General features: G+C 61.0%; 14 protein-coding genes and 1 riboswitch. Of the genes, 9 read left to right on the top strand and 5 right to left on the bottom strand.

From position 1 onward, the window contains the following. Nucleotides 1-73: 73 nt before the first annotated feature. On the top strand, nt 74-628 hold the full coding sequence (locus HX821_RS15595; protein WP_087694166.1) for a DUF4865 family protein: 555 nt from the start codon (nt 74-76) through the stop codon (nt 626-628). Between the two features lie 40 nt (nt 629-668). Here HX821_RS15595 and HX821_RS15590 read toward each other — a convergent pair whose 3' ends face one another. Both HX821_RS15590 and HX821_RS15585 read right to left on the bottom strand, forming a co-directional pair. Next, nucleotides 669-1,397 carry a CbtA family protein gene (locus HX821_RS15590; RefSeq protein ID WP_177036001.1) on the bottom strand — a complete coding sequence of 243 codons (729 nt, stop codon included), beginning with the start codon at nt 1,395-1,397 and terminating at the stop codon, nt 669-671. Between the two features lie 15 nt (nt 1,398-1,412). Then, a complete protein-coding gene (locus HX821_RS15585) occupies nt 1,413-1,625 on the bottom strand; it encodes a CbtB domain-containing protein (protein ID WP_003208073.1) in 213 nt (70 codons plus the stop codon). A gap of 31 nt (nt 1,626-1,656) precedes the next feature. Then, nucleotides 1,657-1,796, bottom strand: a riboswitch (cobalamin riboswitch). Nucleotides 1,797-1,823: 27 nt separating this feature from the next. Here HX821_RS15585 and HX821_RS15580 point away from each other — a divergent pair. From HX821_RS15580 to HX821_RS15570, 3 genes are read left to right on the top strand one after another with little or no spacing between them, the layout of a single operon-like run. After that, nucleotides 1,824-2,387: a histidine phosphatase family protein gene (locus tag HX821_RS15580; RefSeq protein ID WP_177036000.1), complete on the top strand. Its 564-nt coding sequence runs from the start codon at nt 1,824-1,826 to the stop codon at nt 2,385-2,387. Nucleotides 2,388-2,445: 58 nt separating this feature from the next. Next, nucleotides 2,446-3,201 carry a precorrin-6A synthase (deacetylating) gene (gene cobF, locus HX821_RS15575; protein ID WP_003208076.1) on the top strand — a complete coding sequence of 252 codons (756 nt, stop codon included), beginning with the start codon at nt 2,446-2,448 and terminating at the stop codon, nt 3,199-3,201. A gap of 12 nt (nt 3,202-3,213) precedes the next feature. Continuing rightward, nucleotides 3,214-3,933, top strand: a complete 720-nt coding sequence (locus HX821_RS15570) for an alpha/beta hydrolase (protein ID WP_003208077.1) — start codon at nt 3,214-3,216, stop codon at nt 3,931-3,933. A 145-nt stretch (nt 3,934-4,078) separates the two neighbouring features. On the opposite strand, the gene HX821_RS15565 is transcribed toward HX821_RS15570, so the two are convergent. After that, complete coding sequence (locus HX821_RS15565; protein ID WP_177035999.1) at nt 4,079-4,657, bottom strand: hypothetical protein; 579 nt, start codon at nt 4,655-4,657, stop codon at nt 4,079-4,081. Between the two features lie 72 nt (nt 4,658-4,729). After that, nucleotides 4,730-6,538 carry a monovalent cation:proton antiporter-2 (CPA2) family protein gene (locus HX821_RS15560; RefSeq protein WP_102604789.1) on the bottom strand — a complete coding sequence of 603 codons (1,809 nt, stop codon included), beginning with the start codon at nt 6,536-6,538 and terminating at the stop codon, nt 4,730-4,732. 359 nt (nt 6,539-6,897) lie between these two features. Between HX821_RS15560 and HX821_RS15555 the strand changes: the two genes are divergently transcribed. From HX821_RS15555 to HX821_RS15545, 3 genes are all read left to right on the top strand, one after another. After that, on the top strand, nt 6,898-7,263 hold the full coding sequence (locus tag HX821_RS15555; RefSeq protein WP_003208083.1) for a type II toxin-antitoxin system RelE/ParE family toxin: 366 nt from the start codon (nt 6,898-6,900) through the stop codon (nt 7,261-7,263). After that, entirely contained in the window at nt 7,256-7,561 is a 306-nt protein-coding gene (locus HX821_RS15550; RefSeq protein WP_003208085.1) for an XRE family transcriptional regulator, read from the top strand. The genes HX821_RS15555 and HX821_RS15550 overlap by 8 nt, the downstream gene beginning before the upstream one ends. A gap of 118 nt (nt 7,562-7,679) precedes the next feature. Continuing rightward, entirely contained in the window at nt 7,680-8,576 is an 897-nt protein-coding gene (locus HX821_RS15545) for a LysR family transcriptional regulator (protein WP_256579493.1), read from the top strand. On the opposite strand, the gene HX821_RS15540 is transcribed toward HX821_RS15545, so the two are convergent. Further along, nucleotides 8,566-8,967, bottom strand: coding sequence for a RidA family protein (locus HX821_RS15540; protein ID WP_177035998.1), 402 nt, complete (start codon nt 8,965-8,967; stop codon nt 8,566-8,568). The genes HX821_RS15545 and HX821_RS15540 overlap by 11 nt on opposite strands. Nucleotides 8,968-9,148: 181 nt before the next feature. Between HX821_RS15540 and HX821_RS15535 the strand changes: the two genes are divergently transcribed. Beyond that, nucleotides 9,149-10,702 (top strand): DUF726 domain-containing protein, encoded by a 1,554-nt coding sequence (locus HX821_RS15535; protein WP_177035997.1) that lies wholly within the window; start codon nt 9,149-9,151, stop codon nt 10,700-10,702. 41 nt (nt 10,703-10,743) lie between these two features. Further along, the gene (locus HX821_RS15530) at nt 10,744-12,063 is read left to right on the top strand and encodes an Nramp family divalent metal transporter (protein ID WP_087694160.1); all 1,320 of its coding nucleotides are present in this window, start codon (nt 10,744-10,746) and stop codon (nt 12,061-12,063) included. Nucleotides 12,064-12,068 lie beyond the last annotated feature (5 nt).

The following is a 12,068-nucleotide window of genomic DNA, read 5'->3' as shown; positions in this document are numbered from 1 at the left end:
TATATCTGGTGATATCTTGCTGAAATCATGGGCGCTGCGCAAGCTGGGCACTCATCTGAACAGGAGCGCCATGATGTTTGCCAAACAATATTCACACCGCTTGCCAGCCGATTACGACATGGGTGTCATCCGTGAGCGGGCCGCTCGCCTGGGGCCGTTGTGGGATCATGCCGAGGGTTTGCTGTTCAAGGCGTTTATCGCCCAGGAGCGAGGGCAGGGGCCGGGGGTGGGTAACCTGTATTCGTCGGTTTATCTGTGGTCGGATCCTTTGCAGGCTGCGGATTTCTTGCTCGGCGAGCGCTTCCAGAAGGTCCTCGACAGTTTTGGCCAGCCGCACATTGAGTCCTGGTTACCGCTGGACGTGCAGCGAGGTCCGGCGCAAGACGCCTTGAGCCTGTATCGGGAGGAGTGGGCGCTGGCGCCGGGGGCGGACCGCGGGCAAATCCTCGCCGCAGAAAAGGCCCGCAACCAGCAGCTCGCGGACAGCAGCGATAACTTCGCGGTGTTTCTGGCGCTGGATGTGCAGGCGTGGAAGCTGGTGCGAATTACCTTGTCGGCCAAGGCGCTGGATGTGAACCATCCGGGCAATGGCTACGAGGTGTTCTACCTGGCGCGGCCCGGGGTGTGAATGCCGGTAGCCGCCGATTCGTCGGCGGCTACCTGTACCGTCAGGAGTTGAGACGCGCCTGAGGCTGGCTCAGCTTGCGCTCGGCCACGGCGCCGAACACCAGGCCCAGGGTGGTCCACAGCACCAGTTGAATCCCCAGGGAGGCCACGCGGAATTTCCACAGCAACACTGCCGAGAACTGTTCCGGCACTTCGTTGATGGTCGGGAACAAGCTGCCGGCCACCGACACGATCACAATGTACAGCGCCACACCGAGGATCGCGCCTGCCCATAGGCCACGGCTGGCAATCAGCTTGCGCGCCGCGTTGATCGCAATCACCGCAGCCGCCACCGACACCAGCAGCATCAGGAAGAACAGCTTGGTGCGTTGCGCGATGGTGGCGGGGTCGCCCACCGATGGCGGGTTGGCCGGATACTTCAGCCCCGGCACCACGATGATCGTCACAAACGCCGCCAATGCCAGCAGCGCTGCCAAGCCACGGGGGCCGACCTTGCCGATGCGGCCCAGGGAGTAGGCGAACACCAGGGCGAAAATGCCACCCAGGGAGACGCTGTACACCACCACGCCGGTGAACAGGCCGAAGGTACTTTGTACTTCGCGGCTCACCAGTTCTTCTTCCGGCGCGTCGCCGTGAATCTGTGCCATCTGATCTTCGAAGGCGATGGCCTTGTCGATCTGCGGCTCACCAAAGGTCTTGGCGAAGCCGAAGGCCAGGATGCCGGCGAGCAGGCCCACCAGCATCCCGCGAACGAGTAAATGCCCTGTCATGTCGTCACGCTCCAATCAATGGCAGGGGAAACCCAGCAGGTGGCGACCGTCATGCACAAACTCATGCACGTACATGCCTTTGAACACGGCCGTCGCGCCTTGCTCGGCGCCGACGAAGTAAATCGCGAGCAATAGCAGCAGGCCGCCGAAGATCGCCCAGGGCAGGATTTCGCCCAGGGGAATGGACGGTATTGAAACGTCGGAGCCAGTTGCAGCGGTATAAGCCATGAGAACCTCCAGGGATGACGCGTCCCGAAATGGATAGCGAGTTGGCTGAAACAGGGTCTGGCTTACGGCTAGAAGGCCGAATACAGTGGCGCGACCGCGCCGGCATTGAACCGGCTTCCTGTTGCAGAATAGTTGAAACATGTTGAAACAACTTCGCAAGTCTACGCTGACTGCACCTTAAAACCAGAGCGATTTGTCATGCAGGCCACCCGTTTGACCCTTGTTGCCCACGCCGGCACCCGTGCCCAGAAACAGGCACGCTTTGCGCTGGATGAGTCGGTGGAGATGGACTGGCAGCAGGCGGCGCTTTCCCAGGGGCAACGCTTCAAGCGTGCACCCCGGGTGCTGTGCGGCCCGGAGGCGCGGACCCGGCAGACGGCGGCGCTGTTTGCCGACGATGCTTTGGTTGAAACAGCCCTGCGCGATTGTGATTTTGGCCGCTGGCAAGGGTTGGCGATCGAGGAGGTTCAGCAGGCCGAACCCGAAGCGCTTCAGGCCTGGTTGACCGACAGCACCTCGGCGCCCCACGGCGGCGAGTCGGTAGTGCAACTGTGTGAGCGGGTAGGGCAGTGGTTGCAGTCCCTCGAGCAATCCCCGGGGCATGTCGTGGCGGTGACGCATCCATTTGTGATCCGCGCAGCGCTGCTGCATGTCATGCAATGCCCACCCGCGATGTTCAACCTGATCGACGTGGAGCCGCTGTCATCCACCGAGTTACGCTTCAATGGCCGTTGGCGCCTGCGCCTGGAAACTCACGCCTGACGTCCCGAACATGGCAAAATCCGTTCCCCGCACCGAGACCACCCATGAAGACTTTCCCATGAAACGCATCCTGATCATCGGCATTGGCGCCGGCAACCCCGACTACATCACGATGCAGGCGGTCAAGGCGCTCAACCGCACCGACGTGTTTTTCCTGATGGACAAGGGCCAGAGCAAGGACAAGCTGATCGACCTGCGCCGGGAAATCTGCGAGACCTACATCACCGATCACGCCTACCGCTTTGTCGAGGCCGATTGCCCCGAGCGGGTGCGCGGTGATATCGACTACACCACCGCCGTGAAGGACCTGAACCGCGACAAGCAGCAGACCTTCGAACGGATGATCAATGAAGAAATGGCCGACGGTGAAGTGGGCGCATTCCTGGCCTGGGGCGACCCTGCACTGTACGACAGCACCATTCGTATCCTGCAGGCGATCCTCGCCAGCGGCAGCTGCGAATTCGAATTTGAAGTGATCCCCGGGATCACCAGCGTCCAGGCGTTGGCGGCGCAGCACAAAGTGCCGCTGAACCGCATCGGTCGCTCCATCGAAATCACCACCGGGCGCCGGTTGGCGGCGGGGCAGGCGAGTGATGCCGACACCCTGGTTGTCATGCTCGATGCCGAAGATTCCTACCGCACCGTGGCCGATCAGGACCTGGATATCTACTGGGGCGCCTACCTGGGCACACCGGATGAAATCCTGATCAGCGGCAAAGTGGCCGAGGTTGCCGAAGAGATTGAACGTGTGCGCAAGGCGGCGCGCCAGGCCAATGGCTGGATCATGGATACCTATTTGTTGCGCAAACCCTAGAGGTTGATGCTCATGCTCAAACTGATTGCCCTGACGGTAGCGCTGTTTACCGGCGCCGCACAGGCCGAAGACGTATTGCACACCGACCTGCCGCTGCCTTACCTGGAACAGACTCAAAGTGATGCCCGCAACGAGCCGCTGGTGATCTTCCTGCACGGTTATGGCAGTGACGAGGCCGACCTGTTCGGGCTCAAGGACCGCTTGCCGTCGACCTGGACCTACCTGTCTGCACGGGCACCGATGCCGGTGGAGGGCGGTGGTTATCGCTGGTTTCGCAAGAAGCCGGGCGATGGCGATTTTGATGGCGAGACCGCCGACCTGCAGAGCAGCGCCAAGCTGATCGAAGCCTTCGTCGCCCAGGCCACCACCAAGTACCACACCCAACCTGAGCGGGTGTTTCTGGTAGGGTTCAGCCAGGGTGCGATCATGTCGTATGAAGTCGGGTTAAGACATCCCGAAACCCTGCGCGGGATTGCGGCGTTGAGCGGCAGCCTGCTGCCGGTACTCAAGGCCGAACTCAAGCCGGATGCGCCACTGGGCAAGCTGGCGATTTTCATCGGTCACGGGACGCTGGACCAGGCGCTGCCGTACTACTCGGCAACGCGGGCCAACGAGGTATTGCAGGGGATTGGCCTCACGCCGGAATTCCACGGCTACCCGGGGATGATTCATACCGTCGGTGAGGCGGAGTTGCTGGACTTGAAGCAGTGGCTGGAAAAGAGCCTGCGCTGAGTCCTGCGATGTGAACGCGATCAAAAATGTGGGAGCGGGCTTGCTCGCGAAGACGGTGTTGCAGTCAGCGCATGTATTAACTGACCCACCGCATTCGCGAGCAAGCCCGCTCCCACATTGGATTTTCACTGCCAGATAAAACCGGTTATTTACCGCCGATAATCTGCTTCACCAACAGTGCATGACCGGCTTCATCATCCGCCCGGGAAATGGCCTGCACCACCAATTGGTGGCTGCCGGAACCCGTCAGGAAGGTGGAGCTCAGTGTCTTGCCGCCGCCCATGGTCGCGGTGCTGTCGACCTGGCGCAGGGCCAGGCCTTTCACGGTGAGTTTCTTCTCGGCGCCTTTCTTGAAGTCCGGCAGGGCGGCGCTTTGTTCCTTGACGAAATCCGCCACGGCACCGTCGAGGAACTGCGGGTCGTTGTCCTTGATCAGGCCGGCGACACTCGGTTTTTCGACGACGAAGATCACGCTTTTGGTGGCCTGGTCACTGTACATCGTGCCGCTGGCGCCTGCGGTGCCGTGCTCGGCATCACCGGCCGGCAGTGGGTCGGCCAGGTAGGACTTGGGCAGGTTGAAGCTGAACTTGCCATCCAGGGTGGAGATGGTCTGGGTGGCGGTCTTCTGCGCCACTGGCTTGCTGGCGGCGAGGACTTGGCTGGCGCCGAAGCCGGCGGCCAGCGCGAGGGCCAAGAGGGCTGCGGTCTTGCTGAGGGTGGCCATGAAGCTCTCCAGGGATGAACGAAATTGCGCCGTATTCTGTCAGAAAACTCGCAAGATCGTTCATCTCCATCCCTACACCTTGTCGGACTCTTCCTCGATCCGGTCCATCTCAAACAGCCGTGCCAGTTCCGTCCGGGCTTCCTGGGCAGACTGCATCACCTTGGCCGCGTCGTCATACACGGCGTGTTGGGCCGCCAGCAATTGCAGGTCATGGTTTTTGAAGCGGCTGATGCGCGCGTCGGCCTGGGCCTGGGTCAAGCCAAGGCCCACCAGGGTGCGGCGGCTCATTTCCAGGCTGGAGTAAAACGTCTCGCGCACCGGTGACGCGTCGAGGTCCACCAGGCGGTGCACATGCTGGCGGTTACGGGCACGGGCGATGATCTTCATGTGCGGGTAGAGGCTGCGTACCAGCGCGGCGGTCTTGATGTTGATCTCGGGGTCGTCCATGGCGATCACGAAAAACTCGGCCTGGTCGACTTTCGCTGCGTGAAGGATTTCCGGGCGCTGCGGGTCGCCGTAGAACACCGGCATGCCGCCGAAACTGCGGGTCAGTTCGATGGTTTCCACCGAGGTGTCGAGGGCAATGAACGAGATGTTCTGTGCCCGCAGGATCCGCGCCACGATCTGCCCCATGCGGCCCATCCCGGCGATCACCACCCGTGGCGCATCGCTTTCGATGGCACGGTATTCCTCGGGTACTTCCACCGGCTTGGCCTTGGGCTTGAACAGCTTCGGGCAGAGCAACAGCAGCAATGGCGTCACGGCCATGGACAGGGTGATGGTCAGCACCAGGATGTCGTAGAGGTGCGGCTCGAACAGGCCCTGGTCGCGGCCGATCTTGAACACCACGAATGCGAACTCACCACCGGCTGCCAGCACCACGCCCAGGCGCAGCGCGCTTTCAGGGTTCAGGCCGCCTGCCAGGCGACCCACGCAAAACAGCAGCGGCAACTTGATGGCGATCAGCAGCAGGGTCAGCCCCAGCACGATCACCGGCGCGCTGAACAGCAGGCTGATATTGGCGCCCATGCCCACGCTGATAAAAAACAGACCCAGCAGCAGGCCCTTGAACGGTTCGATCTGCGATTCCAGCTCATGCCGGTATTCGGAGTCTGCCAGCAGCAACCCGGCGAGGAAGGCGCCGAGGGCCATGGACACGCCCACCAATTCCATCAGCCATGCGGTGCCGATCACCACCAGCAACGCGGTGGCGGTGGAGACCTCCCGCAGGCCGGTCTTGGCGACGATGCGAAACACCGGCCGCAACAGATAGCGCCCGCCGATGATCACCACGGCGATGCTGCCCAGTACTTCCAGGCCGTGTCGCAGGCCCTGGGAGGTGGTGGCGGGATGATCGCTGCCCGCGAGCAGCGGCACCATGGCGATCAACGGGATGGCGGCGATGTCCTGGAACAACAGAATCGCAAAGGCCAGTCGCCCGTGGGGCTGGTTGAGTTCCTTGCGCTCGGCGAGGCTTTGCAGGCCAAACGCGGTGGAGGAGAGCGCCAGGCCAAGGCCCAGCACAATCGCGCTGTTCCATGATTGGCCAAACACGAACAGCGCGACCACGCCGATCACGGTGCCCGTCAGTAACACCTGTGCCAGGCCTACACCGAACACTGCCTTGCGCATCACCCACAGACGCTTCGGTGACAACTCCAGGCCAATGATGAACAGCAGCAATACCACCCCAAGTTCGGAAAACTGGCTGACGCTTTGCGGGTTGCCCACCAGGCCCAGCACCGATGGGCCGATGATCACTCCGGCCAGCAAGTAACCCAGCACGGCACCCAGTTGCAGGCGCTTGGCCAGGGGCACGGTCAGGACGGCAGCGAGCAGGAATACAACGGCCGCTTGTAACAGGTTGCCTTCATGGGGCATTGGGAACTCCGGGATCGTTTTGCTGAATCAACAGGTTTTACTGTAGGAGCGAGCTTGCTTTGCAGGTCCCAAGGCCTTCGCCTCCGGGTTCATTGGATGTCGTCCGGTTCTTTCGCGGCACTCTCCAAACTATTAATACCATTTATTTCAATGAGTTTTATGCACGTGGCGGTCGGGATCATCCGTGGTGCCGGCGCTATGGTCGTGTCTTCAGCCGCGCGAAAGGGTGGTTTTTTATGGGCTGAGCATTGTGCGGGAATAATCTACAAACACTTTTCCGGGACAAACGGAAGCCTGTACAAGCCAGGAACTCCTACAGTTATGCCCTTGAGTTTATATTCCATGGATGGCATATTTGCATGAGTTGGGACGTTGAATACACGGACGAGTTTGGAATCTGGTGGGGCGGTCTGGATGCAAAGGAGCAATCCTCAGTATCGGCCAGTGTGGATTTACTGGGCCTTCTGGGGCCAGGCCTTGGCTTCCCCCACAGCAGTGACATCAAGGGCTCCAGGCATGGCTGCCTGCGAGAGTTGCGGGTGCAACATGCCGGGCGGCCTTACCGCGTTCTGTATGCATTTGATCCGCGCCGGTGTGCCTTGTTGCTGATTGGCGGGGATAAAACCGGTCGAGGCCGGTGGTATGACGAATACGTCCCGCTGGCTGAGAAGTTGTATGACGAACATTTGGAAACACTGCTTAAAGAGGGCCGTCACCATGGCTAAAAAATTCAGTGAGCTGCAGGCTCGCATGACACCGCAAGCCCGGGCCGATGCAGAGCGCATCTTCCAGCAACACCTGAAAGAAATGCCCCTGCATGAACTGCGCAAGGCGCAACAGATGAGCCAGGATACGCTGGCCAAGGCGCTGAATATCAATCAGGCGGCAGTGTCCAAAATGGAGCGGCGTACCGACATGTATATCAGCACGCTGCGTAACTATATCCGCGCCATGGGAGGAGAACTGGAGATTGTCGCTACGTTTCCTGATGGCCAGGTAAAGATCGAGAACTTTGCCCACTGAGTCATCCGCTCCGTCAAAGCCCGGCCATGCGCCGGGCTTTTTTGTTCGCTGAATGCCTGTCGTCATTGTGCAGCTTAATGGACAATACTCGCCATTCTTGCCCTCATCGGACATCAACGTGAACCAACTCCTCGCCATGCGTGCCTTCGTCCGTGTCGTCGAAACCGGCTCCTTCAGCCGCGCGTCCGACCAGTTGGCACTGCCGCGTTCCACCGTCAGTAAACTCATCACGGACCTGGAGAAGCACCTTGGCGTCAAGTTGATGCATCGCACCACCCGTGCGCTGGCGGCGACGCCGGAGGGGTTGGAGTACTACAGCCACGCGCTGTGCCTGGTGGCGGAACTCGATGAACTGGACAATGCCCTGCGCGGGCAGAAGCTCAAGCCCGGCGGCCACCTGAAAGTGGATGCGCCGGCGTCCTTTGCCAATTGCCTGCTGATCCCGGCGCTGGTGGATTTTCATCGTGAGTACCCTGAGATCACTATCGCCCTGGGCATCAGCGACCGTGCCGTGAATATCGTGGGGGAGGGGGTGGATTGCGTACTGCGCGCTGGCAAGCTCGATGACATGGCAATGATCGCCCGCAAGGTTGTCGACCTCGAGTACGTCACTTGCGCGGCCCCCGGCTACCTGGAGCGCATGGGTACTCCCGTGTCTCCAGAGGACCTCGAGAAGAACCACCTCAAGGCGGGGTATTTCTTTGCCGGGTCGGGTAAGCCGGAGCCGTTGATTTTCGAGAAGGGCGCGACTCGGTATGAGGTAGGCAACTGCGCGTTTTCCACCAACGAAGGCAACGGCCTCAAGGAAATGCTGCTCGCCGGCCTGGGCGTCGGGCAGCATTTCAAGACCATCGTTGACTACTACGTCGAGGCAGGCCAGTTAGTCCCGGTACTCGAAGACTGGACCCGGCCCGCCACGCCGTTGCACGTCATCTATCCACCCAATCGCCATCAGAACGCCCGGCTGAAGGTGTTTATCGACTGGGTGATCGAGCGGTTCGGCGTCAGGCAATAATCGCTGTCACGCGGATTTCAATGCGCATTGCCGGCAGCCCCAGGGCTTCTACTCCCAGCTCAGTCCAGATGGGGGCGTGATTGGGCATGTAATGGCGGTACCACTTGACCATCTGCTCGTTCACCTCCGGCGGGAAACCTCCCACGTGGTAGGAATTGACGTGTACCACATGCTCCCAGCCGGCGCCGGCTGCCGCCAGGGTGCGTTCGAGGTTTTGAAAGGCCAGGGCGATCTCGTCGGTGAGGGATTCGGGAATCTGGAACTCGTCATCCCAGCCGCCCTGGCCCGAGGTTTCGACGCGGCTGCCGATTTTGACCGCCTGGGTGTAATGCAGGGTCTCGCGTGCAATGTCGCCGTAACCGGGTGTGATGAAAAACTCGGGCTTGCTCATGGTGTTCCTCGGTTTCAGTGGTTGACCCGACAAAGGTTAATGGACTGAATCTGCGAACAAAATCCGCGTTTTTTGTCATCACTGTGCAGCGATATGGATAGTCCGAGTATCAGTTTTTCACATTCCCGTAGCCCGCCCTTTGTTACTATCGCCCTCCGTCGTCGCCAGGAGTCACCGTCACATGCAACACCAGTGGGATGAAATGCACCGCACCCGCAAGCCCACGTTTGTGTTGTGTGGCGAGCCCCAGGGGGATGTGCTCAATCTCTACGTGCATGGTTATTCGGCGTTCTTCAACCAGCAACAACTGGGTAGTTTCTCCCGGCAACTGGCAACCATCGAAGGCTCCACCAACCTGATGCTGTTCTGGCCGGCAGGGCATTTCCTGGAAAACCTGTTTGCGCCGTTCAAGGATGTGATTACCTCGATGTTGGGTGGCGGTAGCCTGGGTGCCGCAACCATCGGGGTGGGCAAGGCGATTGCCTATTTCCTCGACCACTACAAAAGCGTCGAGGCGCGGGTGGATGAGGTCGCCAAAAGCCTGCTGCCCGAATTGGCCAACTACCTCCATGGCGAGTCGATCAAGGTGCGGCAGATCAACCTGATCGGCCACTCCCTGGGCGCGCGCATCCTGGTCAAGAGCCTGCTGGCCAGTCCTGAGGTGGCCCGTGAGTTGCCGCTGAACAACCTGCTGCTGATGGGCGGTGCGATTTGTACCTCCAGCCCCTGGGACCTGGTCTCGGCGCCGCTCAGCGGTCGGGTGATCAACTGCCACTCGAGCAAGGATTGGGCGCTGGCGCTCAAGCCGGACACCGAGCGCTGCATCGGTCGTTATGCGATCCCGCTGACACCGGCGCTCAAGGCCAAGGTCGCCAACGTGCACCTGGCCACGTTCGACCACGCCGCGTATTGGCCGCAACTGAAGACGGTGGTGCAGTACACCGACCTGCTGCAGGAACGCCGGGGCATGATCCGCGCCGATCAGCGCAGCAGCGAAGTGCGCTTTGCCGAAGAGGATGTCGAGCTGTTCCCGCTGCTGGTGCAGGCACGGCCGGAGGAATTGCAGTTTTTCGCCGAGCTGATGGCGCAAAAGCGCAGTGCCTCTATCGACGCCACCGTGCGCGAGCCCTTGAAGCTGGCCATCGAGTTGCAGCGCATGGGCGGCGACACCTTTATGAACCTGGCCCGTGGTCATGGCGTGAGCTATCGCGAAATCGCCCAGGACGTGGCGCAGCGGGTGGGTATCAAGTTTGATCAACCGATCGAGAAAGTGGCCCTTGCTGATCTGGAACTGCAGGTTGCCGAGCGGCTGATCGAGCAATACAAGGACAAGCTCAGCCAGGCTGATCGCCAAGCGTTCGAGGCAGAGTTGAAGGCTGCGGCACAAAAGGAACAGGGTTTTTTCAATCGTTTCGATGTCGGGCGCTCAGCCACCACTGCCCTCAGCGGGACCGCGCTGGCCGGGTTGACCGGGTTTATCCTGCGCCGGGGCGCGGCCACGGCCATTCCGGTGGTGGGGCAGGCGCTCGCGGCGGCGATGCTGCTGGTGACCGGCGTGCGGGCGTTTTCCGGCCCCGCGTATTCCATCACCACCCTGGCGGTGCTGGTGATCGGGGTGATTCGCGAGCGCCTGGAGCGTGAAGCACTGAACCAGGAGATGGATCTGGTGGTCCAGGTGGTAGAGGCATTTGATCTGCCCCGGGAGACGGTGATGCGTACCGTTGCGTCTGACTGATAAGCTGCGTTCACGTCTTGTGTGAAAGCCTGGTACCCCGCGTGAAATTCAGCCTGCCCAAAATCGCTACCGCCCCGTTCTGCCCGCCGGAAGTCGCCGGCTCCATCGTCGTTGATCCCCGTGCCTCGTTTTTCAAACGTGCGCTGATGTTTGCCGGCCCTGGCTTGCTGATTTCCATCGGCTATATGGACCCGGGCAACTGGGCCACCGCCATCGAGGCCGGTTCGCGCTACGGCTACAACCTGTTGTTCGTGGTGCTGCTGGCGAGCCTGGCGGGGATGGCGGTGCAGTGCCTGTGCTCACGGCTGGGTATCGCCACCGGCAAGGACCTGGCGCAACTGAGCCGCGAGCGCTACAGCCGGCGCTCGTCGTTCGTGCAGTGGATCCTTGCGGAAATCTCGATCATCGCCACCGACCTCGCCGAAGTCCTCGGCTGCGCCCTGGCGTTTCACCTGTTGCTGGGCGTGTCACTGACCACCGGGATTGTCATCACTGCCTTCGATACCTTGCTGATCCTGGCCCTGCAAAATCGAGGCTTCCGCCGGCTGGAAGCGATCATGCTGGCACTGGTGGCGACCATCGGCGTGTGTTTCTTCATCGAGCTGGTGCTGATCAAGCCTTACTGGCCCGACGTGTTTCGTGGTTTCACCCCGTCGTTGTCCGCCATCAGTGATGCCGCACCGTTGTACCTGGCCATTGGCATACTGGGGGCCACGGTGATGCCCCATAACCTCTACCTGCACAGCTCCATCGTGCAAACCCGGCTGGTCGGCAAGGACCTGGCCAGCCGCCAGGACGCGGTGAAATTGGCGCGTATCGATACCATCGGTTCCCTGTCCCTGGCACTGCTGGTCAACGCGGCAATCCTGATACTGGCCGCCGCTGCGTTCCACCAGACCGGCCATACTGATGTGGTGGAAATCCAGGACGCCTATCACTTGCTCGACCCGCTGGTGGGTGGCGCGTTCGCCAGCGTGCTGTTCGGTGTTGCGCTGTTGGCTTCGGGCCAGAGCTCCACGTTCACCGGCACCATTGCCGGGCAAGTGATCATGGAAGGCTACCTCAACCTGCGCATTCCCTGCTGGCAGCGACGCCTGATCACCCGTGGCCTGGCGTTGATCCCGGCGTTCCTCGGGGTGTGGCTGATGGGGGATGATGCCATCGGCAAGCTGCTGATCCTCAGCCAGGTGGTGTTGAGCCTGCAGTTGCCGTTTGCGTTGTTTCCGCTGATCCGCATGACGGGTGACAAGCGCCTTATGGGGCCGTTCGTCAATAGCTTGCCTACGCGGCTGCTGGCCTGGAGCTTGTTTGTGGTGATCAGCGGGGCGAATGCCTGGCTGATCGGGCAGTGGTTGTTTTGAGCGAA

The sequence above is a fragment of the Pseudomonas sp. B6001 genome, assembly GCF_013386015.1.
In the GTDB taxonomy this organism is placed as follows: Bacteria; Pseudomonadota; Gammaproteobacteria; order Pseudomonadales; family Pseudomonadaceae; genus Aquipseudomonas.
Note: the sequence above shows the minus strand (reverse complement) of the source record. Positions and strands in the feature narration are given on the sequence as shown.